The 26,662-nt window shown below is 59.1% G+C and carries 28 protein-coding genes and 1 pseudogene; 6 read left to right on the forward strand and 23 right to left on the reverse strand.

Going from position 1 to position 26,662, the window contains the following annotated elements; translation table 11 throughout:
* Positions 1–102 precede the first annotated feature (102 nt).
* Positions 103–719, forward strand: a pseudogene (locus JZX87_RS07465) (hypothetical protein).
* Positions 720–725: 6 nt separating this feature from the next.
* On the opposite strand, the gene JZX87_RS07470 reads toward JZX87_RS07465, so the two are convergent.
* The 4 genes from JZX87_RS07470 to JZX87_RS07485 all read right to left on the reverse strand — a co-directional run bounded on the left by JZX87_RS07470 (position 726) and on the right by JZX87_RS07485 (position 4,231).
* On the reverse strand, positions 726–1,085 hold the full coding sequence (locus JZX87_RS07470) for a nuclear transport factor 2 family protein (protein WP_206824942.1): 360 nt from the start codon (positions 1,083–1,085) through the stop codon (positions 726–728).
* 67 nt (positions 1,086–1,152) lie between these two features.
* Positions 1,153–2,148, reverse strand: a complete 996-nt coding sequence (locus JZX87_RS07475) for an aldo/keto reductase (protein WP_206824943.1) — start codon at positions 2,146–2,148, stop codon at positions 1,153–1,155.
* A 59-nt stretch (positions 2,149–2,207) separates the two neighbouring features.
* Entirely contained in the window at positions 2,208–3,167 is a 960-nt protein-coding gene (locus JZX87_RS07480; RefSeq protein WP_206824944.1) for an aldo/keto reductase, read from the reverse strand.
* Between the two features lie 119 nt (positions 3,168–3,286).
* The gene (locus JZX87_RS07485) at positions 3,287–4,231 is read right to left on the reverse strand and encodes an aldo/keto reductase (protein WP_206824945.1); all 945 of its coding nucleotides are present in this window, start codon (positions 4,229–4,231) and stop codon (positions 3,287–3,289) included.
* Positions 4,232–4,422: 191 nt separating this feature from the next.
* On the opposite strand from JZX87_RS07485, the gene JZX87_RS07490 reads away from it, so the two are divergent.
* Entirely contained in the window at positions 4,423–5,409 is a 987-nt protein-coding gene (locus JZX87_RS07490) for a Gfo/Idh/MocA family protein (protein WP_206824946.1), read from the forward strand.
* Positions 5,410–5,412: 3 nt separating this feature from the next.
* On the opposite strand, the gene JZX87_RS07495 is transcribed toward JZX87_RS07490, so the two are convergent.
* Positions 5,413–5,790 carry a GtrA family protein gene (locus tag JZX87_RS07495; protein ID WP_206824947.1) on the reverse strand — a complete coding sequence of 126 codons (378 nt, stop codon included), beginning with the start codon at positions 5,788–5,790 and terminating at the stop codon, positions 5,413–5,415.
* Positions 5,787–6,845: a glycosyltransferase gene (locus JZX87_RS07500; RefSeq protein WP_404945341.1), complete on the reverse strand. Its 1,059-nt coding sequence runs from the start codon at positions 6,843–6,845 to the stop codon at positions 5,787–5,789. The genes JZX87_RS07495 and JZX87_RS07500 overlap by 4 nt, the downstream gene beginning before the upstream one ends.
* Before the next feature lie 125 nt (positions 6,846–6,970).
* Between JZX87_RS07500 and JZX87_RS07505 the strand changes: the two genes are divergently transcribed.
* Positions 6,971–8,821, forward strand: coding sequence for a hypothetical protein (locus tag JZX87_RS07505; protein ID WP_286194214.1), 1,851 nt, complete (start codon positions 6,971–6,973; stop codon positions 8,819–8,821).
* 1 nt (position 8,822) lies between these two features.
* Here the strand turns inward: JZX87_RS07505 and JZX87_RS07510 are convergent, their stop codons facing one another.
* Positions 8,823–9,047: a hypothetical protein gene (locus JZX87_RS07510; protein WP_183823684.1), complete on the reverse strand. Its 225-nt coding sequence runs from the start codon at positions 9,045–9,047 to the stop codon at positions 8,823–8,825.
* Between the two features lie 213 nt (positions 9,048–9,260).
* Positions 9,261–9,524 carry a spike base protein, RCAP_Rcc01079 family gene (locus JZX87_RS07515; RefSeq protein ID WP_206824948.1) on the reverse strand — a complete coding sequence of 88 codons (264 nt, stop codon included), beginning with the start codon at positions 9,522–9,524 and terminating at the stop codon, positions 9,261–9,263.
* A 159-nt stretch (positions 9,525–9,683) separates the two neighbouring features.
* Between JZX87_RS07515 and xseA the strand changes: the two genes are divergently transcribed.
* Positions 9,684–11,300, forward strand: a complete 1,617-nt coding sequence (gene xseA, locus JZX87_RS07520; RefSeq protein WP_206824949.1) for an exodeoxyribonuclease VII large subunit — start codon at positions 9,684–9,686, stop codon at positions 11,298–11,300.
* Positions 11,301–11,343: 43 nt separating this feature from the next.
* On the opposite strand, the gene JZX87_RS07525 is transcribed toward xseA, so the two are convergent.
* The 5 genes from JZX87_RS07525 to JZX87_RS07545 all read right to left on the reverse strand — a co-directional run bounded on the left by JZX87_RS07525 (position 11,344) and on the right by JZX87_RS07545 (position 15,544).
* Positions 11,344–12,099, reverse strand: coding sequence for an AAA family ATPase (locus JZX87_RS07525; protein WP_206824950.1), 756 nt, complete (start codon positions 12,097–12,099; stop codon positions 11,344–11,346).
* Between the two features lie 151 nt (positions 12,100–12,250).
* Positions 12,251–13,183: a cyclase family protein gene (locus tag JZX87_RS07530; protein WP_206824951.1), complete on the reverse strand. Its 933-nt coding sequence runs from the start codon at positions 13,181–13,183 to the stop codon at positions 12,251–12,253.
* Positions 13,184–13,381: 198 nt separating this feature from the next.
* On the reverse strand, positions 13,382–14,635 hold the full coding sequence (locus JZX87_RS07535; RefSeq protein WP_206824952.1) for an aminopeptidase: 1,254 nt from the start codon (positions 14,633–14,635) through the stop codon (positions 13,382–13,384).
* A gap of 79 nt (positions 14,636–14,714) precedes the next feature.
* Positions 14,715–15,188: a Cys-tRNA(Pro) deacylase gene (gene ybaK / locus JZX87_RS07540; protein ID WP_206824953.1), complete on the reverse strand. Its 474-nt coding sequence runs from the start codon at positions 15,186–15,188 to the stop codon at positions 14,715–14,717.
* A gap of 2 nt (positions 15,189–15,190) precedes the next feature.
* Positions 15,191–15,544, reverse strand: a complete 354-nt coding sequence (locus JZX87_RS07545; RefSeq protein WP_206824954.1) for an ArsC family reductase — start codon at positions 15,542–15,544, stop codon at positions 15,191–15,193.
* A 206-nt stretch (positions 15,545–15,750) separates the two neighbouring features.
* On the opposite strand from JZX87_RS07545, the gene JZX87_RS07550 reads away from it, so the two are divergent.
* Positions 15,751–15,915 (forward strand): hypothetical protein, encoded by a 165-nt coding sequence (locus JZX87_RS07550; RefSeq protein ID WP_183684924.1) that lies wholly within the window; start codon positions 15,751–15,753, stop codon positions 15,913–15,915.
* A gap of 10 nt (positions 15,916–15,925) precedes the next feature.
* On the opposite strand, the gene JZX87_RS07555 is transcribed toward JZX87_RS07550, so the two are convergent.
* Entirely contained in the window at positions 15,926–16,669 is a 744-nt protein-coding gene (locus JZX87_RS07555) for a 2'-5' RNA ligase family protein (RefSeq protein WP_206824955.1), read from the reverse strand.
* Between the two features lie 200 nt (positions 16,670–16,869).
* Between JZX87_RS07555 and JZX87_RS07560 the strand changes: the two genes are divergently transcribed.
* Positions 16,870–17,424 (forward strand): methylated-DNA--[protein]-cysteine S-methyltransferase, encoded by a 555-nt coding sequence (locus JZX87_RS07560; protein WP_206824956.1) that lies wholly within the window; start codon positions 16,870–16,872, stop codon positions 17,422–17,424.
* Between the two features lie 14 nt (positions 17,425–17,438).
* On the opposite strand, the gene JZX87_RS07565 is transcribed toward JZX87_RS07560, so the two are convergent.
* From JZX87_RS07565 to JZX87_RS07605, 9 genes are all read right to left on the reverse strand, one after another.
* The gene (locus JZX87_RS07565) at positions 17,439–18,032 is read right to left on the reverse strand and encodes a YqaA family protein (RefSeq protein ID WP_206824957.1); all 594 of its coding nucleotides are present in this window, start codon (positions 18,030–18,032) and stop codon (positions 17,439–17,441) included.
* A gap of 290 nt (positions 18,033–18,322) precedes the next feature.
* A complete protein-coding gene (gene guaA, locus JZX87_RS07570; protein ID WP_148146054.1) occupies positions 18,323–19,900 on the reverse strand; it encodes a glutamine-hydrolyzing GMP synthase in 1,578 nt (525 codons plus the stop codon).
* Positions 19,901–19,939: 39 nt separating this feature from the next.
* Complete coding sequence (locus JZX87_RS07575) at positions 19,940–20,578, reverse strand: 5'-methylthioadenosine/S-adenosylhomocysteine nucleosidase (protein WP_206824958.1); 639 nt, start codon at positions 20,576–20,578, stop codon at positions 19,940–19,942.
* A complete protein-coding gene (locus tag JZX87_RS07580; RefSeq protein ID WP_183684927.1) occupies positions 20,575–21,024 on the reverse strand; it encodes a PaaI family thioesterase in 450 nt (149 codons plus the stop codon). The genes JZX87_RS07575 and JZX87_RS07580 overlap by 4 nt, the downstream gene beginning before the upstream one ends.
* 72 nt (positions 21,025–21,096) lie before the next feature.
* Entirely contained in the window at positions 21,097–21,549 is a 453-nt protein-coding gene (locus JZX87_RS07585; protein WP_206824959.1) for a TspO/MBR family protein, read from the reverse strand.
* A gap of 37 nt (positions 21,550–21,586) precedes the next feature.
* Positions 21,587–22,672: a DUF1513 domain-containing protein gene (locus tag JZX87_RS07590; RefSeq protein WP_286194215.1), complete on the reverse strand. Its 1,086-nt coding sequence runs from the start codon at positions 22,670–22,672 to the stop codon at positions 21,587–21,589.
* Between the two features lies 1 nt (position 22,673).
* Positions 22,674–23,786 carry an imelysin family protein gene (locus JZX87_RS07595; RefSeq protein WP_206824960.1) on the reverse strand — a complete coding sequence of 371 codons (1,113 nt, stop codon included), beginning with the start codon at positions 23,784–23,786 and terminating at the stop codon, positions 22,674–22,676.
* A complete protein-coding gene (locus JZX87_RS07600) occupies positions 23,786–25,324 on the reverse strand; it encodes a di-heme oxidoreductase family protein (RefSeq protein ID WP_206824961.1) in 1,539 nt (512 codons plus the stop codon). The genes JZX87_RS07595 and JZX87_RS07600 overlap by 1 nt, the downstream gene beginning before the upstream one ends.
* Before the next feature lie 46 nt (positions 25,325–25,370).
* On the reverse strand, positions 25,371–26,648 hold the full coding sequence (locus tag JZX87_RS07605; RefSeq protein ID WP_206824962.1) for an imelysin family protein: 1,278 nt from the start codon (positions 26,646–26,648) through the stop codon (positions 25,371–25,373).
* Between the last annotated feature and the right edge of the window lie 14 nt (positions 26,649–26,662).

Consider the following 26,662-nt stretch of genomic DNA (forward strand, 5'->3'; position numbering starts at 1 on the left):
TGCGTCTCTTGTCCTTCTCCCCGTATGCGGGGAGAAGGTGCCGGCAGGCGGATGAAGGGCAGTCCCGAATTCGACGGGTAACTCTTTCGTCTGGAGGTCCGCATGCGCAAGCCGAATTCGATGAATGGTCTGGAGGACCTCGGCCGTGTGCGGCTGTCGAAGAACTTCTTCTTTCGCGATTTCCTCCATTCCGAAATCGCTGATTTCTACCGCATTCCCAATATCCCCGACGATCCCGACTTGGCGATCGAAGCCGGAAGCCGTCTTTGCGAGGAGCTGCTGGAGCCGCTACAGGCGACATTCGGCCGGCTGCATATCCGCTCCGGTTATCGGTCACGCGCGGTCAACGAATTCGGCAACCTGAACAAGCTCAATTGCTCGACCAATGCCACGACTGCTGCCGACCATATATGGGACATGCGTGACGCCCACGACTGCATGGGCGCGACGGCCTGTGTGGTCGTGCCGTGGCTGATCGATAATCATGATCGCGAGGGGGACTGGCAGCGCTCGCCTGGTGGATCCATGACCACCTGCCTTATGCCTCGCTCTGTTTCTTTCCAAAACTATGGGCGTTCAACATCCAGTGGCATGAGCGACCGGCACGGCGGATTTCAAGCTATGTCGCGCCGCGCGGGGTGTTGACCAAACCCGGCATGGCCAATCACGACGGTAGCCATGCCGAATGGTATGCGGGATTTCCGGAGCTGCAACGCTGAAGAGGCCTAGGAATGCAGGTGATAGAGCTTGTTGACGATCACCCAGCGGCCCTCGACCTTGAGGAGGGACAGATAGTCCGAAAACCGCATTCCGGCGAATTCATCGACCACTTTGACGGTTGCGGCATCGCCGGTCACGTCGATTGCCTCGATCTGGATGAGCGGCTGTGAACCGGCAACCGTCGGGCCTTCCGACGCCACGGCATCGATGAACTCGTTGAGCGACATCCACTCGACCTTGCCTTGATAATTACCGATGATCGAGGCATTCGGATGAAAGGCTTTTCTAAGCGCGCCCGCATGGGCAAGCGCCATGCCGTCAACATAAAGATGCACAACGGATTCGACTGACTGTTCTTCCGACATTGTTGAAATCCTCCCGCCCGCGACTATAGCAAAGCCGCAAGCGGGAGCAATGTTGCGGTGTGAGTGTTCAGCGTTTCGGCGTCCATGCCGCACCCGCGCCATACCGCGCGCCGGCAATCTTTTCGGGCGACAGCATGTCGTCGAGCTTGGTCACCTCTTCGGCGCTCAGCGTCACGTCAGCGGCGGCGGCATTCTGTTCCATGTTGGGGATTTTGCGCGCCCCCGGGATCGGCACGATGAAATCGCCCTTGGAGAGAACCCAGGCCAGAGCCAGTTGCGCGGCGGTCACACCCTTCTGCGTCGCCATCTCTTCCACCAGTTTCACCAGCGCCAGATTGGCCGCCATGTTGTCGGCTTCGAAACGCGGCAGCTTGGCGCGCAGGTCACCCTCGCCGAAATCGGCCGTGCTCTGGATCTTGCCGGTAAGAAAACCGCGGCCGAGCGGGCTGAAGGGTACGAAACCGATGCCGAGCTCGCGACAGGTATCGAGGATGTCACCCTCGGGATCACGGGTCCAGAGCGAATATTCGCTCTGGAGCGCGGAGATCGGATGTACGGCATGCGCCCGGCGGATGATCTCGGCGCTTGCCTCGGAAAGGCCAAGCGTCTTCACCTTGCCTTCTTTTACCAGATCCGCCATCGCGCCGACCGTATCTTCGATAGGAACGTCCGGATCGACACGGTGCTGATAGAAGAGGTCGATGACATCGACGCCGAGGCGTTTGAGCGACGCTTCCGCCACTTCGCGCACATGCTCCGGCCGGCTGTCGAGGCCGGACATCGCGGCGGAATCGCTCTTTGTCGAATCGATCCTGAAGCCGAACTTGGTGGCGATGACGACCTGATCCCGATAGGGCTTCAATGCCTTGCCGACCAGCTCCTCATTGACGAAGGGGCCGTAGACTTCGGCGGTGTCGAAAAAGGTCACTCCGATCTCGACGGCGCGCTGCAGCGTCCTGATCGACGTCGCCTCGTCCTGACCGCCATAGGCGTGGCTCATGCCCATGCAGCCGAGGCCGATGGCCGAAACGGTAAGGTCTTTTCCCAATTTGCGCGTCTGCATGAAGTTCTCCGATCCTGGAAGGAAAGGCGGGCCGTTTGCATGGCCCGCCTGTTATGGGCTCAGGCGCTTGCGTCGTTGAGCAGTGCCATCTGGTTGCTTGTCAGCGTGAGATTACCCGCTGCAATCAGCGTGTCGAGCTGGCGGGCGCTGGTGGCGCTGGCGATCGGCGCCGTCACGCCGGGTCGCTGGGCGATCCACGCAAGCGCCACCGATGCTGGCTGCGAATGGGTTTCTGCGGCCACTTCGTCCAGTGCGGCGAGGATACGCGTGCCGCGCTTGTCGAAATACCGCGCCACCATGCCACCCCGGTTTTTATTGGCCTCGGCTTCGGCCTTGCTCTTGTATTTGCCGGTGAGGAAGCCGGATGCCAGGCTGAAATAGGTGATCACGCCGATATCCTGTGCATTGCAGAGGTCGGCCAGCGGCCCGTCGAAGCCTGAGCGATCATAGAGATTATATTCCGGCTCCAGCACATCATAACGTGGCAGGCCGGCCTTTTCCGCAGCCTCGAACGAAGCCTTGAGCTGTTCGGTGTTGAAATTCGAGCAGCCGACAGCGCGGATCTTGCCCTGCTGCTTCAGCTTGACGAAGGCGGCGAGCGTCTCTTCATGCGGCGTCTGCGGGTCCGGCCAATGCGAGAGGTAAAGGTCGATATAGTCGGTCTGCAGGCGCTTCAGCGAGCTTTCGACCGCATAGATGATACGCGCGCCGGCTAAGCCCTTTTCCATGGCGCTGCCCTGCGGTGTCGATCCGACCTTGGTGATGATGACGGCCTTGTCGCGTGCGCGGCCGGATTGCTTCAGCCATTTGCCGATGATCGTCTCTGATTCTCCGCCCGCATTGCTCGGAACCCAGCCGGAATAACAATCGGCGGTATCGATCGTGTCGAAACCGGCATCGAAGAACTTGTCGAGAAGGTCGAAGGAGGTTTTCTCGTCTGCCGTCCATCCGAAGACGTTACCGCCGAAAACGACGGGCGAAATGGAAAGGCCTGTCCGGCCAAGTACGCGCAGATCCATGATAATCTCCAGTATCTATTTCAGGATTTGAGAACCGGCGAGTGCCGGTTCTCTTGATCTAGGGACGCGATGTGACCTTCGCACTGGGCCCATGGTCACGATGACGTCAGCCGCCCTCCTCATGCAGCGTCGTTGAGCAGCTTCATCTGGGCATCGGTCAGCGTCAGCTTGCCGGCCGCGATAATCGCGTCGAGCTGCCTGAGGCTGGTGGCGCTGGCAATCGGTGCGGTGATGCCCGGGCGTGCCGTGACCCAAGCGATCGCGATCGCAGCCAGGCTTTCGCCAGTCTCGGCTGCGACCTGATCGAGCGCTGCCAGCACCTTTGTGCCCTTGTCGTTCAGGTAGTCCGGAATGCGATAGCCGCGGGCGCTGCCCGTCGCATCCTCCGGCTTGCGGTACTTGCCGGTGAGGAAGCCGGCAGCAAGGGCATAATAGCTGATCACGCCGATATCCTCCGCGATGCAGAGATCGGCAAGCGCACCCTCGAACTTGTCGCGGGTGTAGAGATTATATTCCGGCTGCAGCACGTCGTAGCGCGGCAGGCCATCTTTCGCGGCAGCATCGAGCGAGGCTTTCAGCTGTTCGGCGCTGTAGTTGGAGCAGCCGATAGCGCGGATCTTGCCCTGTTCCTTCAGCTTTGCATAGGCGCCGAGCGTTTCTTCATGCGGCGTCTCGTCATCCGGGAAATGCGAGAGATAGAGGTCGATATAGTCGGTCTGCAGGCGCTTCAGCGAATTGTCGACGGCCTCGACGATCCAGCTTGCCTTGAGTTTTCGGTCATCCATCGAAGGATGGCCAACCTTGGTGACGACAATCGCCTTGTCGCGGGCAACCGTGCCGTGCTTCAGCCATTTGCCGATAACCGTCTCGCTTTCGCCGCCGGAATGACCATCGACCCATTTCGAATAGACATCCGCCGTATCGATCGTGTTGAAGCCTGCTTCGAAGAAGCGGTCGAGCAGATCGAACGAAGTTTTCTCGTCGGCGGTCCAGCCGAACACGTTGCCGCCAAACACGACAGGGGAAATGGAAAGACCGGTCCGGCCGAGTTTGCGCAACTCCATGGGATATCTCCAGCTATTTTTGATTTTGAGATCGTCAGCGGTGGGGAGTTGGAGGTTAGTCCCGCAAACGGTGAGGCTGCAATCCATTATTTTGCGCCTCGGGTTCATTTTTCAAGAAAGCCAAAAGCGCGCATTGAACCTCTCCCGTCGCCACCCTAAGCTGGCGAAAACATGTGCAAAGGGAGAGTGTCATGCTGCGTTTCGGGATTTTGTCGACAGCCAAGATTGCAAGAGATGCCGTTATGCCGGCGATACAGGATGCCGAGAATGCGGTGATCACGGCGGTCGCTAGCCGTGATGTGACAAAGGCAAGGGCGCTGGCCGATCGTTTCGGCGTGCCGCATGCCTTCGGTTCCTACGAAGAGATGCTCGCCTCCGACGTGATTGATGCCGTCTATATTCCGCTGCCGACCAGCCAGCATGTCCAATGGTCGATCAAGGCCGCCAATGCCGGCAAGCATGTTCTGGTAGAAAAGCCCCTGGCGTTAAAGGCCTCGGAACTGGATGCTCTGATCGAAGCGCGCGACCGCAACAAGGTTATTGTATCGGAAGCCTTCATGGTCACCTATGCGCCGGTCTGGCACAAGGTGCGGGAACTGTTGAAGGATGGCGCGATCGGTGAGTTGAAACACGTCCAGGGCGCCTTCAGCTATTTCAACCGCGATGCTGGCAATATGCGCAATATCCCCGAACTCGGCGGTGGTGCGCTGCCGGATATTGGCGTTTATCCGACGATCGTTACCCGCTTTGCCACCGGCGAAGAGCCCCGGCGTGTTCAGGCCGTCGTGCGCCGTGACCCGGATTTCGGCACCGACATCTATTCAAGCGTCAAGGCGGATTTCGGCGGTTTTGAATTGAGCTTCTACATCGCCACCCAGATGGCGAACCGGCAGGTCATGGTCTTCCACGGGACGGAAGGGTTCATCGAGGTGAAGTCGCCCTTCAACGCGGATCGTTATGGCGCGGAAGAGATCGAACTGAACAACCAGAAGCACAATGTCTCGCAAGTCTTCCGTTTTCCCGACAGCCGGCAATATCGCCGCCAGACGGAAGCCTTTGCCAAGGCTGTCGCTGGCGAAGCTTCGGAGATCGTCACACTGGAAAGCTCGGTAAAGAACCAGCGCTTCATCGACGCGATCTATCGCGCCGGCGAACACGATGGCTGGGAGACGGTATAAAACCTAGTTTTTGTGGCGAAACACGAAGCGGGAATAACCGAAGAAGCTGTAGACCGTCGCAGCCGCGGACGCAAAAACAATCGCGACCGCCGGCTGGATCGGCGCGCGGGCGATCAGGGCAGAATAGATTGCGTAATTGATCAGCGCTGACGTGATGCCGACAGTCCAGTAGCGAATTCCCTCCACCGCGAGAGAGTGGGGGGAGGGGTCGAAGGTGCAGTTGCGGTTGACGAACCATGTAAAGCTCATGGCGGCCATGATCGCCGGTATGCGCGACAGGAACGGCCCGATCGGCGTATAGGTCAACAGCAGGTGGTTGACGCCGACATCGATCAGGAAGCCGATTCCACCCGCAAACAGAAACCAGGCCATCCGCCTCATGCCGCGCTCTTGCCGCCCCGTTGAGCCGACGTCTCGACGAAGGTTTCGTTGATTGGTGTTGAGTTGGTCCGGCTCTGCAGCGGCAGGCTCATGTAGTGGATGCGCAACTGTTCGGCACGCGCCCGTGAAACGGAATCGAGAATGAGTCCTGCGGTGAACATCAGCGACGACAATACCATCAGAACCAGCGAGAAGACCCAAGTCGGCATGCGCTCGACAAGTCCCGTTTCGAAATAGGAAATCAGGACCGGTGTCATGAAGATCAGGCTCATTGCCATAAAGACAGAGCTGATCGCGCCGAAAAAGGCGAAGGGCCGCGTTTCCTTCATCAGCATTGCGAACATCCAGAGGATCTTTCCGCCATCCCGATAGGTCGAAAGCTTGGAATGCGAGCCTTCCGGACGCCGCCCGTAATCGAGTTCGATCTCGGTGACCGGCAGTTTCAGCCGAGATGCATGAACCGACATTTCCGTTTCGATCTCGAAGCCGCCGGAAACGGCGGGGAAGCTTTTGACGAAGCGGCGGGAAAAAGCGCGGTAGCCGGAGAAAATATCGGTGAAGTCGCGGCCGAAAATGGCGCGATAGAGAATGTTGAACAGCCGGTTTCCGGCGGCATGGCCCTGGCGCCCGGCATCCGCATGCACGCCGCGGCGGGTGCCGACGACCATGTCGGCGCGTTCTGTGAGCAGGATACGGATCAGTTCTTCGGCATCCTTCGGCGAATAGGTGCCGTCGCCATCCGCCATGATGTAGAGGTCGGCCTCGATATCGGCAAACATGCGGCGCACCACATGGCCCTTGCCCTGGCGGCGTTCGCGCATCACCTCGGCGCCGGCCAACATTGCTTTCAGCGCGGTGCCATCGGTGGAATTGTTGTCGTAGACGTAAACGCGCGCAGTCGGGAGAACCTCCCGAAAGCCATTCACGACATCGCTGATCGTCGATGCCTCGTTATAGCAGGGGATCAGGACTGCAATCGACAGATCACCGGAAATGGAGCCCGCCAAAATGCCGGCATGTGCGCTGGCATGATCACCGGCAGAAGTATCACTCATGATTTTCACTCTGTACGCGGAAAATCCAGTGCAGATACGGCCTGCCCTGTCTGCTTTACTATTTCTTGGGAAGGTTAAGTTTAGGTTGCGGGACTTACTTTAACTGCTCAAAACAAGTGTGAATGATGAACACGACGACAGATGAGATGTCCCGGCAGCATGCCGTGCCTGCTTCAGCCTCCGTTCTGTCCCGGCTTTTTCCTGCAGTCGCACTTTACTGGCTGATGACTGCCGGCGCCGTCGCACTTATCTCCCTGCCGAAAGCAAAGGATCTGATCGGCCCCGACAACGACGATGTCATGCGATTGGTTGAAGTTCGCGACTGGCTTGGTGGCCAGGGCTGGTTCGACCTTATGCAGTACCGTCTCGGCCTTTCCGGCGGCACCTTGATGCACTGGTCCCGCTTCATCGACGCTCCGATCGGCGGACTTATCAAGCTGTTTTCGCTGTTCATGCCTGTAGAGATGGCCGAAGGCGTAGCGGCCAGTGTCTGGCCGCTTCTGCTCATTGGCCCGCTTCTGCTCGCCATCGGTTTCGCTGGTCGGCGTATGGGTGGAGCGACCGATGGACCACGGGTGATGCATATCGCGCTTGGCCTAGGTGCACTCTATGTCTTTACCTGCATGAAGTTCCGTCCGGGCGCGCTTGACCATCACAATGTCCAGCTTGTTCTGGCAATCGGGATCACTGCACTTCTGGCAGATCGCCGTGGAAATACGTTGGGCCACGCGGTCGCCGGGATCGCTACTGCTCTGGCAATTGCCATAGGAGCGGAAACCACGCCTTTTGTTGCCATTGTATGTGTCTGCGTCGCTGCCCGCTGGATTTGGCAAGGGGCCGTATTTGCTTCCGCTGCGCGCGCATTCGGCCTTTCTCTCGCACTTGCTATCACGGCTGCTTTTTTTGCGACGATCCCACCAAGCGCATACGCCGCTGTGACCTGCGATAACCTTTCACTCGGCTTCTTTTCCCTCTCCGCGCTGGGAGGGGCTGGGCTTTTCAGCCTTGCCTGCCTTCCGGCGCGCGCCGGGATGGGTATCAGGCTCGCCGCGTCCTTCGTCCTTGGCACGATTATTGGCGCATTGGCTCTGCTCATCGCGCCGCAATGCCTTGGCAGTCCGCTCGCCAATCTCGATCCCATACTGGTTGAGCTCTGGCTGGATCACGTCACCGAGGCGCAATCCATAACCGCACAGATGCAGCAGTTTCCGGAAACCATTGCAGGTTTTTACGTCGTCGGACTGTTCGCTGTCTTCGCCTGTGCCTTACGCATCTGGCGCGGTGACGATCGTGGCCTGCATCTCCTGTTTCTGGCGCTTGTTTCTGCGAGCTGGGCGGTTGCTCTGGTCCAGATCCGTGGCAGCCTTTTCGCAAATCTCCTGAGCATTCCGCCGCTCGCATTGCTGATTGCCGATCTTCAGAAAAAGGCGCGAGACAATCCGAAGAGTATTTCGATCAATCTTGGATTTGTCGTCGCGACGTTGGCCTCCGTCCCTGTCGTCTGGGGGCTGGGTGGCGTCATCCTGAAACAGGGTATCGGTTCTGCCAGCATGGACGTCCTGGCTATGGAGAACGCCGATGAAGACAATACATGCGGCGATGCCCAAGATATGGCGGCGCTTCGCGGTCTTCCGCCGGGAATGATTGCCGCGCCTTCAAATCGTGGTGCGGGTATCTTGAGGTTTACGCAGCATCGGGTTCTGGCCGCGCCCTATCATCGCAACCAGGGTGGCATGCTGGCCGAACTTCAAATTGGCATGGCAAAGCCGGATGATGCACTCGCACTGCTCAAAAATGCGGGCGTAACCACACTTGCATTCTGCAGAAACGATCCGCAAACCGAAAATCTTATCGAGCTTTACCGTGATGGCCTCTACGCATCATTGGCGCGAGGCGAGTTGCCGACCTATCTCTCGCCGGTCCGATCGGATGGCAGATTCCAGCTTTTTGTCGTTAACGAAGCTGATCCGAAATAAGTCAGGCGTGACGGAATGACTGGATGAACGCAGCCGCGACGACCAGATTGATCAGTCCGAAGTTGAAACCAAGTATAGCGATAAGCAAGCCAAGCATGCTTGTGGCGCCGAAGAGGGCAGCAACAAAAAAGACAACGGGAATAAGCAATGCAGCCGCGATTATCGACGCGAGACTGCGTGTCATGCCGGCCAAGAGGCCAATGGTTGTTGCCGTTAGAAATAACACGGCGGATCTCCTTCCTGTGTGTCGGAGATCGTATATCTTACGACCCTCTAAAGAATGCTTTCGCATCATGCCTAACGGCGGGTCATTTTTTTAGCTACGATTGACCGATCACTGTTAAGACTTAGGTCGCTTGTCCTCCGACCTAAGTCCGTTCCTCCATATGGACGCAACGCGGCAGCATTGGTCGGGTTCCATTATTGTCTGGTTCGCATATTAGAACAATGCGACGATTGCGCCCGCTGTCGTGCCCGTGGAATGCACCTGGACCACGCGGATCGGCAGGAAGCTGCCGGACGATACGCCGGTGAACGAGAGATCGTCGCCGGAGAGCATCCGCACCGCAAGATCGCCGCCACTGCCGACGTAAAGCGCACGGCTGGGAACCGAAAACGTGGTCGATTCGCTCGGTGTGACGGCACCTCCTGCGGAGGCGGGGCTTGAAAGAGAAGGCTGGGTATTGGCAAAAGGATCGGTCATCGCAGTTTCTCCGGTTGAACTGCCCGGATTATCTCACGGCCACGCGGGCCGGGGACGCACGCACGCACGGAAAAAGGATCGGTGCCGCTCTCCATCTCGTCCACATCAATCCGCATGCCGGCGGATGAAATCCTTCTGACGATCGGTTAGAACAAAAAGATGAGCAGCACGTTCGCACCCGAAGCACAAAGCAATCTGACTGAATTTTCGGTCTCGGAGCTTTCCGGTTCGATCAAGCGAACCGTCGAGAACGCCTTCGATCACGTGCGCGTCAGGGGTGAGATCTCCGGTTATCGTGGGCCACATTCGTCCGGCCATGCCTATTTCAGCCTCAAGGATGACAGGTCGCGCATCGACGCCGTGGTCTGGAAGGGCACGTTTTCCCGCCTGAAATTCCGCCCCGAAGAAGGCATGGAAGTCATCGCCACCGGCAAGGTCACGACCTTCCCCGGCTCGTCGAAATACCAGATCGTCATCGAAAACCTGGAGCCCGCCGGTGCCGGCGCGCTGATGGCGCTCCTGGAGGAACGCCGCCGCAAGCTGGCAGCAGAAGGGCTTTTCGACAAGGAACGCAAGCGGCCCTTGCCCTATCTGCCGCGTGTCATTGGCGTCGTGACCTCTCCGACAGGCGCTGTCATCCGTGACATCCTGCATCGCATTACCGACCGTTTTCCCGTCCATGTCGTCGTCTGGCCGGTCAAGGTACAGGGTGAGGGTTCGGGCGAGGAGGTCGCAGCCGCCATCCGTGGCTTCAATGCCGTCCGTCCCGGTGATCCGATGCCGCGGCCGGATGTGCTGATCGTCGCCCGCGGCGGTGGCAGTCTTGAGGACCTCTGGAGCTTCAACGACGAGATCGTCGTACGGGCTGCAGCCGAGAGTGCGATCCCGCTGATTTCAGCCGTCGGCCATGAGACCGACTGGACACTGATCGATCATGCTGCTGACGTGCGCGCGCCGACACCGACGGGGGCCGCCGAAATGGCGGTGCCGGTAAAGGCCGATCTTGATGCCCAGCTTGCAAACCTTTCGGCGCGTTTGCGCGGCAGCGCATCGCGGCAGATGGATCATCGCAGCCAATCCTTACGCGCGCTTGTGCGGGCACTTCCCTCGCTCGACCAGTTGCTGGCGCTTCCCCGCCGGCGTTTCGATGAGGTGGCAGCCGGCTTGGGCCGTTCGCTGGAACGCACGACGATCGCCAAGCGCCGCACGTATGAGCGTGCCTCTTCCGGGCTGCGGCTTGACCTGCTGACGAACCGGCTGGCACTGCAGCGGCAGGCTCTGGCCGACCGGCTCTTGCGGGCAGATCGCTGCGTGGAGCGGCAGATCCTCGCTGAAAAAGGGCGACTGGCGCGTATAGACGCCTCGTTGAAATCATTGCCTGCCCGTCTGGCCGGCCATCTGCAGCGCGAGAGTCAGCATCTGGCTGCCCTGATCCGTCAGGCGGATACGGCGCTTGCCCATACCTTGTCGCGCAGCCGCTCGGTGCTGACGGGGCAGGATCGCGTGCTGCAGTCACTCTCCTACAAGAACGTGCTCAAGCGCGGTTATGCGGTGGTGCGGGATGGCGCGGATCGAGCCCTGACGCGCGCCGCAAATGTTGCGGAAGGCAGCGCGATTTCGATCGAGTTTGCCGATGGCCGTGTCCTTGCGGTTGCCGGTGAAGCATCGGGTTCGGGCGATCCCGGACAAGCGGCTCCGGCTGCAGTTCTGCCGAAGCAGAAAGCGCCGAAGCCCGATGTCGCATCCGGGCCGCCGAAGCAGGGCAGTCTCTTCTGAATTGATTGGCTGGAAGGGGACGTTCCAGCCGATCTAGATAGGATCAGGCGGCTTTCTTGGCAGCCGCTGTCTTGCGGGGTGTCTCCGCCTTTGCCTTGGCAGTCGCTGTCGATTTGGCAGTCTTCGGAACCTTGACGGGGACGGGAGCAAACTTCGCGATCTCGTCGACCAGCAAGCGTGCATTGTCCTGAGCCTTGGCAAGATTGCTGACGGCTTCCGGATCGAGCGCATCGATCAGGGTACCGGCATCGAACATGTCACGATAGGCAGCGCGTTCGATCAGCGGAGTTGCCAGCACATGGACGCCCTGTTGCGCCAGCATGCCTTTCACGGCAAGAAGCGCCCGTGTGGTGATGATGGAACTGACACGGGTAAGCGCCACCGAATGCGCGATATGGATGTCGCATTCGCTTTTGAGCTTCTTCAGGATGTCGAGCACCTGCGCGCCGCCCGCGGCATCGAGCGCGCAACCCTGGACCGGTACGAAAACGTGGTCGGAAAGCCCCAGGCCCTTGGCAAGCAGCGGTGTGACGCCGCCGGGCAGGTCCACCACCACATAATCGTTGCGCTTCTTCAGGTCCTTGATCGTCTTTTCGATATTGTCGGCGTCGATATCGGCGATGATCGAGAATTTCGGCATCTTCGCCATCCGCACCATCCAGCGGGAAACCCACTGCTGCGGATCAGCGTCCAGCATGGCAACGCGAAAACCTCGCTTTGCCAACTCCCCGGCCACAACAAGCGCCATCGTGGTCTTGCCGGCGCCGCCTTTCGTATTCGCAAATGTAATCACTGGCATTCACAACCCTCCGGTTCATATGAACACCACAGAGGAAAGCCATGTTTCTTGGCCTGTTCTTATCCGCTTCCGTCGTGATGATTTGCGGATGCTTGACGAATAAGCTTGCGCCGCGCTGGTGAAGGAAGCGCGGCGCTAGAGATCAGGTACATCAGCGCACGCGCATGCCGGCCTGTTCGTCGAAATGCAGCGGCTTGTCGAACTTCTGCAGCGGCGCTTCGGGGATCGAACCGATCGTCACGCCATGGGGCCAATCGGGTGGGCAAATGGCGATGTAGCGCGCATAGCCGCCCACGCCGCCGCCGAATTTCGGATACCCGATCGCGACGAGTGCGCCCGTTTCCGGCACCTTGTCCAGATTGGCGACGCCCTCCGCCTGGGCATATCCGTTGTGCATCAGCCAGTATTCGCCTTCAAGGTTGGGCGTCGTGTCGGTGTCGAGCGGTTCATGCCCGTGAAACAGGATCTTGCGCTCGTTATGCAGGAATTTCAGTGCCTCCAGCCCGACGCCCGGGAATGGACGAGCTGTCGAAAGAGCCGGATCGGGCCATGTCTTCGACCAGCCAGAGCGGACGAAGACCACAGAACCTTCCGGTATTCGGCCATGTTTCGCCTCGAAATCGCTAATATCGGATACCTGCAGATGATAACCGGCATCCGTCTTCACCTTGTCCTCGATGTTGATGACCACCAGGGGCCGTATGGCATAGGTCGCAGGCAGCTCATCGATCGCCGCATATTCTGGTGCCCAATGTGCCGGAGGGTCGAGCTGTGTGCCGAGCTGGTCGGTCGTCAGATTGTATGTCGAAGCGGCAAAGCCGTGTTTTTCGAAGGTAAAAGTTTCGCCTTTCTTGGCATAACCCTCAAGATCGGTGCCGGCGGCAGCTTGGCCGAAGCTCGGTTTGCCGAAACCTGCCCAGACCGGAATGCTCGGCGTGATCGTATGGGTTAGGTCGACGTATTTGGCGCCTTTCAGGCTGTCATTATAAACTTTCCATAAGCCTTGCTCCTGCGCCAAGGCGGGTGAAAAGGACAGGGCGGCAAGCAATATCGGGAGGATCGTCTTATGCGGAAAAATCGGCATGCTGTATTCCTTCGTGAAAGAGATCAGCCAGCTTTTGGCGGGTCGCAGAAAGCACCCGCCGGGATTTCACCGCAAAGAATGTGAGCCGGCAACAGATGTTATGCCGAAGGGACGACGGGAGCCGAAAAAATCCTACCCAACATGATGACGGCGCCGCACAGATGTGCTGCGCCGCTGTTTTGACTGGCAAGGGACCGATTAGGCCCATTCACCCTTGCGCATAACCGGAACCTTGGAACCGTCTGGCTTGATGCCGTCGATATCGACCTTGTCGGAGCCGATCATCCAGTCGATATGGATGAGCGAGGAATTGCCGCCCTGCGCGTTGATCTCATCAGGCGTCAACGAAGCGCCGTTGAGGAAACATTTCGAGTAGCACTGGCCGAGCGCGATGTGGCACGAGGCATTTTCGTCGAACAGCGTGTTGTAGAAAAGGATGCCGCTTGCCGAGATCGGCGACGAATGCGGCACCAGTGCCACTTCGCCGAGCCGGCGTGCACCTTTATCCGTATCCAGCACCTTGTTCAACACTTCCTCGCCCTTCGAAGCTTTCGCCTCGACAATGCGGCCGCCTTCGAACCGCACCCGGATATTGTCGATCAGCGTACCTTGATGCGAGAGCGGCTTGGTGCTCGATACATGGCCCTCAACCTTAAGCGCATGCGGCGTGGTGAAGACTTCTTCGGTCGGGATATTCGGGTTGCAGGTAATCCCGTTCTTCGCCGTGGACGCGCCGCCATGCCATTCATGGCCATCTGCCAGGCCAACGGTCAGGTCGGTGCCGGGACCGGTGAAATGCAGCGCCGCAAAACGCTCACCATTCAGCCAGGTCGAACGCTTCCTAAGGTTTGCATTATGCTCCGCCCAGGCTGCTACCGGATCTGCGACGTTGACGCGCGAGGCGGCGAAGATCGCTTCAGCCAGCTTGGCAACGGCAGCATCTTCCGGCAGATCCGGAAAAACCTGACGTGCCCAAGAGGGATTGGGATAGGAAACGATGTTCCAGTTGATGTCGAAATTGGCGATCTTTTCGAGTGCCGGCTTGTAGGCGATGGAATTGGCCTTGTTGGCGCGGGCAACTTTGGCCGGATCTTGCCCGGAAAGCAGCATCGGATTGTCGCCGGCGATTGCAAGCCGCGCGGCACCGTTCTCATAAGCCTTGGCCATGCCCTCGTAGAGCCAGTCGGAGGCCTTGTCGAAGCTGGCATCAGGTGCGTGCTGATAACGAGCCAGCGTCGTTTCCTCGTCGGAATAGAAGGCCGAAACGATGCCCGCACCTGCCATATAGGCGTGTTTGGTGATGAACCGAACTAGCGGCAGCGCGGCGATCGGGGCGGTGATGACGAGGTCCTGCCCCTTTTCCAACCCAAGCCCCACCCTCACTGCGACTTCGCCAAGCTTCTCAAGCTTGATCGGATCGATGGATGTCTGGATGTTCGGGACGATGGTCATGGCTCAGCCTCTCGATTATTCGTGTGAGGCTAGACTTAGAGAGCTTTGGGGCAAAATTGAAGTCTTGGACATGCGGTCGTCAGGCAATCAGCGGAGCGGCGATCGCCTTCAACGCCTCTTTCGCATCGGCGGGCACTAGGCGTATCTGCAGCCCGCGCTGCCCACCGTTGATGAAGATGTAGGGCTCGTCCAGTGCGGTGATTTCGATCGCCGTCGGTACGAGCTTCTTCTGGCCAAGCGGGCTGATGCCGCCGACATGGTAACCCGTCAAGCGTTCCGCATCGGCCGGCTTCATCATATGGGCGGATTTTCCGCCAAAGGCCGAGGCGAGCTTTTTCATCGACACTTCATGATCGGACGGCACCACGACACAGATAGGCTTGCCATCAAGTTCGGCCATCAGTGTCTTCAACACGCGTTTCGGCTCTTCCCCGATCGCCTCCGCCGCCTGCAATCCGATCCGGTCGGCATTGGGATCATAGTCGTAGGAGACGGTCGTATAGGCGATTTTCAGCCTGTCGAGGGTCTGGGTTGCGCGCGTGGTCTTCGACATTCTCAGGCGTCCGGGAAAGCGTTTTCGTAAATCTCGGGCTTGAAGCCGATCAGCAGCTTTCCATCCGCTTCCAGCACCGGCCGCTTGATCATCAACGGCTGCGCCAGCATCAACTCGATCGCCTTTGCCTGATCGATATTCTGGCGATCGGCCTCATCGAGTTTCTTGAAGGTCGTGCCGGCGCGGTTCAGCACAGTTTCCCATCCGGCTTTATCGACCCATGCTTGCAAATGGTCGCGATCGATACCCGAGGCCTTGTAGTCGTGGAATGCATAGCTCACACCGTTCTGGTCCAGCCATGTCCGCGCCTTCTTCATCGTGTCGCAGTTCTTGATGCCGTAGATGGTGATCGCCATTTCGCCGTCCTTTTGTCCCCTTTGCCCGCATCACGCGATGCCGGACTGGTCAGCGAAGCGATAACAACACCACATCGCAGAATGCAAGCCAATGAGGCAGATCAAATAGTGGCATGCCAAGTTCGCATGGCTGATCTGTGCGCGTATGCGTTGTGAAGATGAGGTCTTGGGCGCATATATTAGCCGACAGAAAAGGAGTTGATGTCATGTACGCCCAGAACAAAAACCGTGGTAGCCGTATCAGCCGCGCCTTCGCAATTTTCGGCGCTGCAGTTTCTGCTTCGGCTGCCGTTGAAAACCATCGTCGTCCGAAGAACAGCGATCTGACCATTCTCGGTATCGATCCCAAGGCTTTCGACCGCATCGGCTAATTGCCGAATATCACCTCGTTTCTCGCGGGCCGTCATTTCGCATGGCGGCCTTTGTTGTGAGAGCGGGGTTTCGGTCGCCGCCGGTGATTGGTTCATCCAAAAGCGATAACTGGCTTGCCGACCTGGAATATGGTGGAGCGTCGGCGTTAAAACGCCAGCATCCAAATGGCTCATGGCGTGTTTCGCCCTTGTGGCTGTAGACAAGCGCAAATTCGCGCGCCTGCCATGTAAATGGTTTCCCAATATTCAGAATTTGCCTGCGCCCGTAGCCATAGATGATGGTGACGTGAGGTGAAGGTGTGCGAAATGCCTGCCGTGGCAGGTTATGCTGGCTGAGCGCGCCGTGAAGCATCCGCACGAATGCCTGAATATCGGTATTCCTCGCCGCACTTGTCAGCGCCAGATGCCGTCCGCCTCCGTAGATAGCACATGCGTCCAAAGTCACTGTAAGCGGGCATGCCCTGATCGATCCGATTGCAGTTTCGATCCGGGGAATGAGATCGTAGGGCGGCTTGTCAAATTCGTCCATCAACAGCAGGCTCACATGCAGCAAATGCGCCGGGTGAGGTTGGCAGTTGGTGCGACCATGCGCATGCTCGCAAGCCGCCTTGTATATCTCCTCGGCCAAGGAGGGCGGCGGTTTCAGTACGAAAAAGAGTTCACTTCTCCGCCGAGGCGCGAAGTGCGGTTGTCCGGATCGGTTTTTCTCAGGAACATTGCCTGTCAGCGGCAGGCATGGCTGGTGGTACGGCAACTCTGCACCTCCCATTATTCATCAACGCGGGATCATGCGGATGACGCAGTATAAGAGAATTCAATTGACAATAAAGAACAAAAAGAGAACATAGGCAAGCGATCTAGGCGATCGCAAATCTTCTGGTGCAAGAAACGGGTTGATTGCCTGTTCATGACATAGGATTCTGACAGGGGAAATCACACGAACGGAGTGAGCTCATGTCCGGACATCGATATGCGATCTTCGAAACCGCTGGCGGCTTCTGCGGCATTGCGTGGAATGTTGCCGGTATCACCCGTTTTCAGCTACCGACAAGCAGCGAGTTGTCGACCGAGAACCTTCTCCTGCGCCGGATCGGTGACGGTCAAAAATCGCCACCGCCCGTGGAGATTGGAGAGACGATCGCGCTGGTGAAACGGTATTTCGCTGGCGAGCGGATTGATTTCTCCGAGATCCGCCTCGATCTTGAAGGCCAGGATGAGGTCTTCAGGAATATCTATGCCGCAGCCCGCCGCATCGGCTGGGGTCATACGAGCACCTATGGCACGATCGCCAAGGAACTCGGCCTTGGGCCGGAGGCTGCGCGTGATGTTGGCCAGGCCATGGCGAAAAATCCGGTGGCGCTGATCATACCTTGCCACCGGGTACTGGCCGCCGGCGGCAAGCTCGGCGGTTTTTCAGCCTCTGGTGGATCGACCTCGAAACAGCGTATGCTCGAGCTTGAGGGTGTGCGTTTCACGCCGCCGGAGCCGGCACAGCAATCCCTCTTTTGAACTTTTGCCGACGCTCAGTGCGCCAGCAGAAACTTGTACCCCGTGAAGGCGACGATCAGCACAGAAGCACCGATCATCGCAATCTTGCCAAGACGCTTCTCGATGAAGTGCCGAATGCCTTCGCCGTAGCGGCGCAACAGCCAAGCCAGGAGGAAGAAGCGTGCTCCGCGCGTGACGAGCGCCGACATGATGAATAGCCAGATGTTTACATGCACCGCACCGGAAAGGATCGTCACCACCTTGATAGGCGGCAGATGCGCGAAACCGGAGGTCACCAGCATCAGCAAGATCGTCTCGAAGGTGATCCCGGCTTTAAGCTCGTTGAACGTGTCGAGCTTGCCCCAGAATTCCAGGATCGGAGCGGCGATCGCATCGAAGGCAAATGAGCCGATCCACCAGCCTGCAATGCCGCCGAGAACCGAAAACACCGTCGCGACCAGCGCATAACGCCAGGCACGTTCGGGCCTCGCCAGCGCCATGGGCAGGAAAAGCACGTCGGCGGGCACGAGAAAGATTGAGCTTTCGACAAAGGCGATGACGGCGAGCCAGACTTCCGCAGACTTGCGGGCGCTGAGCGCCATCGTCCAGTTGTAAAGGCGTTGGAGCATGGGAAGATATCCAGAGCTTGGGGGAAAACTCGAAGGTGATGAAAGATGCCGTGGAGGGAGCGCTATTGTCTGTCTGCCCTATCCATCCACAGATGCGGTTGAACCGCAACCTTAGACCTTGAAGCTGATAGTTATCTGAACGGTCTTTCTCTTTTGGAATTTTGAACAAGCCACGCTTGTCTCGGTATCCAAATTTCCCGAAAATGCCTTCCCATGACGGAAACAGGCACAGTAAAATACGCTATCGGCGCGCCTCACGGTGAAAGCGCGCCGATAGATTTGTCAGTCTGTTATTCCCACTCGATCGTGCCGGGCGGCTTGCTCGTCACATCGTAGACCACGCGGTTGATGCCGCGGACTTCGTTGATGATGCGGGTCGCCGCGCGGCCGAGGAAGTTCATGTCATAGGGATAGAAATCTGCCGTCATGCCGTCGACCGAGGTGACAGCGCGCAGTGCGCAGACAAAATCATAGGTACGATAATCGCCCATGACGCCAACGGTCTGGACCGGTAGCAGCACGGCAAAAGCCTGCCAGATCGTGTCGTAGAGACCGGCCTTGCGGATTTCGTCGAGATAGATCGCATCCGCCTTGCGCAGGATATCGAGCTTTTCGCGAGTGATTCCACCGGGGCAGCGGATCGCGAGGCCTGGACCCGGGAAGGGGTGGCGGCCAATGAAGCTCTCCGGCAGGCCGAGTTCGCGGCCAAGCGCGCGGACTTCGTCCTTGAAGAGTTCGCGCAGCGGCTCGACGAGCTGCATGTTCATGCGTTCGGGCAGGCCGCCGACATTGTGGTGGCTCTTGATCGTAACCGAAGGGCCGCCGGAGAAGGAGACGCTTTCGATCACGTCCGGATAGAGCGTGCCCTGTGCCAGGAACTTCGGAGCACCCTTACCATCGGCAGCGATCTTGGCGGCTTCCGCCTCGAACACTTCTATGAACAGCCGGCCGATCGTCTTGCGCTTCACTTCCGGGTCGGTTACGCCTTCGAGCTGACCGAGAAACAGGTCGGACGCGTCAACAGCCACGAGTGGTATATTGTAGGCGTCGCGGAACATGCCGACAACCTGTTCGGTCTCGCCCTGACGCATTAGGCCGTGATCGACATAAATGCAGGTCAGCTGATCACCGATCGCCTCATGTATGAGGATCGCTGCAACGGACGAGTCCACGCCGCCGGACAGGCCGCAGATGACGCGTTCGTTGCCGACCTGGTCCTTGATCTTGCGGATCATCTCGGCGCGGTAAGCGGCCATGGTCCAGTCGGATTTCAGGCCGACGATCTTATGCACGAAGTTGGAAAGAAGCTTTGCGCCATCCGGCGTGTGCACCACTTCCGGGTGGAACATGGTCGTGTAGTAGTGGCGGCTCTCGTCGGCAGCGATGGCGAACGGGGCGTTCTCGGAGGTCGCGATAACCTCGAAACCGTCGGGCAGCTGTGTCACGCGGTCGCCGTGGCTCATCCACACCGGGTAACGTCCGCCCTTTTCCCAGAAACCGTCGAACAGCGGGCTCGATTTCTTGACTTCCACATCGGCGCGGCCGAATTCGGCGGCATGACCACCTTCGACGACGCCGCCGAGCTGGGTGCAGAGCGTCTGCTGGCCATAGCAGATGCCGAGGATCGGCACGCCGCTGTCAAACACGGCCTGGGGTGCGCGCGGGCTGCCTTCGGTGGTCACCGAAGCCGGGCCACCGGAGAAGATGACGCCCTTGGGCGCGAGCCTGTCGAAAGCTTCGGCGGCGTTCTGGAAGGGATGGATTTCGCAATAGACACCCGCTTCGCGGATGCGGCGCGCAATCAGTTGCGTCACCTGGCTGCCGAAATCGATGATGAGGATGCTGTCGGGATGAGCTATCTGGGTCATGGCGAGCCTTTAATGAAGAACCCCGATTTTTGCAACTGCTCAGAAAGCCAAATTGCCGCTTTCTAGGGCGTTTCCTAATCTGTCGATGACGCCAGCCAGCTTCTCGTCGATGACATGCAGATATTCAGTCCAGTTATCGACATGCTTCAGCTCCGCCTTCCCGTCGGAAATCCCGCGCAAACCGATCAGCGGAATACCGAACAACTGGCAGCAGCGCATGATGGCGAAGGTTTCCATGTCCACCATGTCTGCAGCGATCAGATCGTAGGCAGCGCCAGAGACGATGTTGCCGCCGGTGGAAAGCGCAGCCTCGGGCACGCCTGGAATGCGAAGTGGCAGCGGAATGATCGCCGGATGGTCGAGAAAGGGCGTGCGACCTTTCTCGAAACCGAGCGGCGAGGCGTCCATGTCGCGATAGGCAACGGAGGAGGCCTGATAGACTTCCGTTTGTTCCAGCGTCCGGGAGCCGGCCGAACCGAGCGACACGATCAGATCCGGCATTTCGTTTTTCGCCTGCAGCTTCGTCAGCGCGTGCGACAGCACGATCGCGGCCTCGATCGGACCGACGCCGGTCATCAGCGGTTTGATGCGAGACTTGAGGTGCGGCCCATATTCGGCGTCGACGGCCATGACGAATAGCACCACATGCCGGCCGAGCCGTGTCAGTTCGAAACTCATTCCACCACGTCCTGACGATCGCGGATGACCATCATCGACGTGGTCATGGAGGCGATCAGTTTTGCCGGCCCGTCGCCGATCGCATAGGCACGGCCATCGGCCACAATGATCGTCGATCCGGGCTTGGTGACCTCGCCACGGAAAAGGAAACGCTCGCCGCGACCGGGCGAAAGAAGGTTGACCTTGAACTCGATCGTCAGAAGCGAAACTTCCGGCGCAATCACCGTATAGGCGGCATAGGTACAGGCAGTCTCGAGTGGTGCGGAAATCACCCCGCCATGCAGGAAACCGTGCTGCTGAGTAAGCTTCTCATCGAAAGGAAGCTCGATCTCCACCATGCCCTGCTGGATGCGCGTCAGTTCCGCGCCAAGCATCTCCATGGCGTTCTGCTTGGCGAAACTGCGCCGTATGCGTTCGTGAAAGTCGCCTGGATCGGTAATCTTCATGGTCTGCCCTTGGTGTCGCGGCGAAACTGGCATGCTGCAGGCGGATCGGCAAGCGCGACAAAATGACTATTATCAATTCAACAGAACGATCGAAAGGTTCAATACTGCGGCAAATGCAACCCAGAATGCGTAAGGCACGAAAAGCCACGCGGCCTGCCGGTTGGGTCTCCAGCTCATCACGATGAACAGCAGGATGAAGGCCAGCATCGGCACGATGATGACGAGGCCGAGAAGCGGGCTTTGCAGGCCGAAAAAGGCTGGCGACCAGAAGATGTTGAGAAAACCCTGTATGGCGAAGACGATCAGCCGGCCGGTATTGTTCTCATCGAACCATGTCGTAGACAGCGCAACGCCGATCATCACGTAGAGACCCGCCCAGACCGGTGCGAAAACCCAGTCGGGTGGATTGAAGAACGGTTTGTTCAGCGACTGGTACCACTCGCCCGGTGTGTTGGCGTAACTGCTGAGTGCACCGATGGCAACGCAGGTGACAATGAAGAAAGCAAAGGTCAGTATTTTACCCATGGCGAGTGATCTAGGGTCGCTGCAACCTGAGTAAAGATCATTTTATCCGGATAATGTGCTGGTCCCAGGCGACGTCGCTAAGTGTGCCGTTGAAATTGCCATCATAGGATGACACGGCAATGCCGTGGGCAGCGGGTGCCACGCCGGCTGCCTCGCGAACATCTTCTTCCGCCAGCACAAGACCGGTTTTGGCATCGAGCATGACCGATGCCCCACCGATCGGAGACGTCAGGCCGACGATGTTTTCATGGCGATTGACGGCGATTGCGCCGACATAGTTGGCAAGCCGCGCCGTCGTCTCGTCCGGCAGAGAGAGAAGCGCAATATCCTCGCCCTTCGAGAACCAGCCGGCAAGCGGCGGTGTTTCGTTGCGTGCGCCTTCCCACTGGCAGGCAAACCAGATGCGGCCATTGTCGGCTATGTCCAGATGCCGGCTGGACAGTTGGCTGAGCGAGGAGGGCATCGGGTGTTTCTGGATCAGCGCACCGCTTTTGGCATCGAGCATCACCAGTGACGGCTCCATCCGGTCGAGATTGAGCTTGGTGCGGCCGAAATCCGGATGGGTCTCGATGCCTCCATTGGCGATCACCAGAAGCGCACCGTCATCCGAGACGGTCATGTCATGCGTTCCGATGCCATGGGCGTCGAATTCGCCGATCCGCCGGAATGCATTGCGGCCATCATAGAGGCCGATCATGCCGCGATTGCCGTCGAAATCGTTCTCGCTGGCATAGAGAATGGCGCCATCCGGCGAGAAATGCCCGTGACCGTAGAAATGCCGCCCCTCCGGTGCGGTGATGACGATCGGTTCGGCCTGGCGTGACGGATCAAACACCATCGCAAACGTACCCGGCCTGCGCGCAAAGGCGACAGAGCGGCCGGTCACGGAACTGAAAGCCATGCCGTGGGCGCGGGCAGGGAGGGCCACCCGGTCGATGATCTCGCCCCGTTCGGAGATAGTGGCGATGCCGAAAAAGCCGTCCGGCGCCCGGAAGCCCGAGGCGTAAACCGCGTCGGCGCGCTCCAGTGCATGGAGCGAGCGCGGCGAGAGGGCGGCCGCAAACCCTATCCCGGCAGCTTTGAGAAATGCGCGACGGTCGATCGTCTCGCCACACCAGGCCATGTCAGTCCCCGTCGGCGAAGGAGAAGCCGGATGAGAGGCCGATTGCGCCGCCATATCCGTCATTGAGCTTGGCGATCACATCCTTGCCATCGGCAAGCAGCGTGTCGAGTTTTTTCCGCTCGCCCGTGTCCTCCACTGCCTTTTCGAGGTCCGGCATTACCTCGCTCGCAAGCGCGGCCATGGATTTCAGCTTCTCTTCGGTGGCGGATACAATCGCTCGGTCCTTTTCCGGCAGAAGCTCGACCATGCCGGAAGTCGTCAGGAGTTGCGACAGCCCGTCGAGATTGGCCCTCACCATCGGCCAGGTATTTTCCGAACGCCAGAACAGCGCCTGCTTGGGGAATTTCGCCTTGTCCGCCCCCTTGTAGAAAGTCTCGATCCGCTGGTCGCGCACCGCTTCTGCACCATGCACGAGAATGCCGAGCAGTCCAGTGATCGCTTCGCCGCCGGTCCGATAGATGGGATTGTTTGCTCCCGGCTGTTCCCAAGCCTTCTGAATACCGTCCGGTGCATCCCAGATGCCGGATATCTCGGCGGCGACATTCCCGATATTTTCGGCAACTGCGGCGCTGTAACGGCAACGGAAATCATTTCCGGAAATAAGCGTATCTGAGCCCGTACCGAACAGAAGATATTCCAGTGCGCCCAGCCCTTGCGTCGCGACGCTCTTGGTGGCGAGCGTCTTGGCATCGGTGGCCGTCTCGTCGGATTTGGAAAGAACTGCCTGGACCTGTTTCAGGCCCGTGCTCTTGCGGTCAGGATAAAACAGGATGCGCTCGAACCTGTTCTGCTCGATCACGGGGCCGGTGCGGACGATCTCGATATGCGCCCAACTGGCCGCGAGCTTGCCGAAGCCGGCCTTGGCCGCATCGTAATTGGTTTGAGACGGTGCTGCGCAGAGTGTCTTCATCGTCGCCGTCATGTCTTCAGCGGATTTTTGGAACGCGTCATACCCCGGCCGTATGAAGCCATCCACTGCGGCCATCATCACCTTCGTCACGGTTGCTACCGGCAGTTCGACGGTCGGCGCGGTATCAGCCTCCTGGGAAAACGCGGCGGAAGCGAATGCTGCGGGAAGCAGTGCGATCAGGCTGGTGGCCAAGGTCTTGCGCATCAGAGCGACTCCAGGAAGGTAATAAGGGCGGTGCGATCCTCTTTGTCCATGGCTGCAAATGCGCTGCGCGCGGATTCCGCCTCGCCACCATGCCAGAGGATCGCTTCGGTAAGATTGCGGGCACGCCCGTCATGCAGGAAGAATGTGTGGTTGTTGACGGTCTTGGTAAGCCCGATGCCCCAGAGCGGCTGGGTGCGCCATTCCTGACCGTTCGCCATCCCCACCTGCTGACCGTCCGCCAGCCCTTCGCCCATGTCATGCAGCAGGAAATCGGAATAGGGCCAGATCAGCTGGAAAGCATGTGCCTTGTTGCCGGCATCGCGGCGGGTCACGAATTTCGGCGTGTGGCAGGCGGTGCAGCCGGCCGAATAGAACATTTCCTTGCCCTTCAGTACCATCGGATCGTCGATATCGCGACGCGCCGGCACGGCAAGGTTTTCCGAATAGAAGGTGACGAGCGACAGCACCGGATCGGGCGCTTCGACCGGGCCGAGCCGCTCCTGCACGCCGGTCGGCATGGCAAGACAGGTGGCCTGCGCCTTGGTGCAATCGCCATGCGAGAACGGCGTGTCGGGTGTCGAAATGCCGATATCGCCGGTAAACGCACCCGAGGATTGGTCGCGGATCGAGGCATTCTGCGCCTTGAAGCCGAACCGCCCGAGTTTCAACTCGCCGGTCATGTGGTCGCGCACCAGCGCCGCCTTGCCGGATATGCCGTCGCCGTCCTTATCGTCTGGATCGGCCTTCGCCAGGATATCGGCCTCGTGGATAGCTTGGATAAGCCCCATGCCGATCATCGGCGGTGCAATACGGGGCGACAGCGTTACATCGCCTTCAAGCGGCCCGTAACCGAGATTGGAAACCGAATAGGTCGGCTTGCGCAGGCTGACGACTTCGCCGTCAACAAGCGTGACCGGAACTTCCTCGTAGGAAATCTCCATCTTCCCTTCTGAGGCAAGCCCCGGAACGGCCAGATCCTGAAACTGCTCGCCATAGACGGCGTCAGGAAAGTTCAGCTTGCGGTAATCGCCGATCGCCTCGCGCTCCTCGTCGGTGCGGGCAGGCCGCGCCAGCCGCAGGAACATCGAGGTTGCGTCGGCCGCACCTTCCGGCGGATGGCCGCGGCCATCCTTCAGGTGACAGCTCTGGCAGGCGCGCGCATTGAACAGCGGCCCGAGACCGTCGGAGGCCTGGGTGGAGGAGGGCGACGACACCCAGAGCTTGGTGAACAGCGCGTTCCCCAGCTTGAAATTCTGCTCTTCCTCGAAGGTGATGTTCGGCGAAAAATGCGAGAACGCGTCGCCATTGACGATCGCTTTGGTCGTAGCAGCGCCGCCGGACATGGTCTCGAACTGTTCGGCCTTGGAAAAATCCGTGGTCGGCTTGGTCACGCCGGTGACGCGTTTCAGATCCTTCGGATTGAGATCTGTCCGCGCTTTAGGGAGCAGGCTGTCGCTGCTGGTGGCGATCAGCGGCACCAGCACGAGCGCGCCGGAAAGCAGAGGCAGCAAGTATGGGAAGGCTCGGAATGCGCCCATGGGTGGATCGGGCCTCACCCGGAAGCGAGGCCCGCCTTTTCTTCGATCATTTAAAGACAGCGTCAGGATTATCGAGGCTGTCGGAACCTTCAAGCTCGATCTTGCCGAGATCCAGCGATGCAATGACGCGTTCGATGCTCTTGGTCTGATCGATCAGGCCGTCGATTGCCTTCTGCACGACCGCATTGCCCTTGGCATTGTTCTCGCCGATCATCTGGTCATAGGCTTCGACCTTCTGGGCGCGATCCTTCATGACGTTCATCGCCGCAAGCGTCGCATCGAGTTTGCCCTTGATTTCCTTGTCGAGCGCCTTGTCCTTGGCGGCAACGAGATCGGAAAGCGACGGCCCCTTCATCTTCGTGCCGTCCACACGGGTATATTCACCCGTATAGGCGGACTTGATGCCGATCGCGTCGTTGAGATGCGATGCATAGGTGTTGTCGGAGAAGCAATCATGTTCTTCTTCCGGATCATGCAGCAAAAGGCCGAGCTTCATGCGTTCGCCGGCAAGCTCGCCATAGGAAAGCGAACCCATCCCGGTCAGGATTGCGGTGAGGCCCGCATTGCCATCGGCCTCGACATTCTTGGTGGCGTCGCCATCCGGAGCCCAGGCTTTCACCATGTCGCCGAGATCCGCGACAAGCAGGGTCGATGCGGCCTTGAGGTAGGCGGCACGACGGTCGCAATTGCCGCCGGTGCAATTGGCCTTGTCATAGTCGGTATAGGGACGCTTGCCCGCACCCGCCTCGGTACCGTTCAGATCCTGGCCCCAAAGCAGGAATTCGATGGCGTGATAACCCGTCGCGACATTCGCCTCGATCTCGCCCGCCTCGTGCAGGCTCTGGATCGTCTCCGGCGTGATCGCGGTAAGATCGACCTCTTCGCCGTTGATCTTGAGCTTCGGGTTGGCGATCACATTGGCGGTGTAAAGCGCGTTTTCATCGCTTTCGGTGCCGTAGGATGAATCGACATAGTCGATCAGGCCTTCGTCGAGCGGCCAGGCATTCACCTTGCCTTCCCATTCGTCGACGATCGGATTGCCGAAGCGATAGACTTCCGACTGCTGGTAAGGTACGCGGGCGGCAATCCATGCGGCCTTGGCGGCTTTCAGCGTTGCGTCGCTGGGCTTGGCGATCAGGGCGTCGATCGCCTTGTCGAGAGCCTGCGCCGTCGTCAGCGAGTCCTCGTATTTCGCCTGCGCCAATTCGGCATAGTGCTTCAGCACGGCGGCCGGTGTAGTTTCTGCGCGGGCCGGTATCGACGTGAACACTGTCGAGGCGGCAAAAAGCGCCATAGCGGCGCCGAGCAAGGTTTTACGGGTCATGTCCCTCTCCTTCG

This window comes from Agrobacterium sp. Ap1 (assembly GCF_017313375.1).
Taxonomy (GTDB): domain Bacteria; phylum Pseudomonadota; class Alphaproteobacteria; order Rhizobiales; family Rhizobiaceae; genus Neorhizobium; species Neorhizobium cellulosilyticum.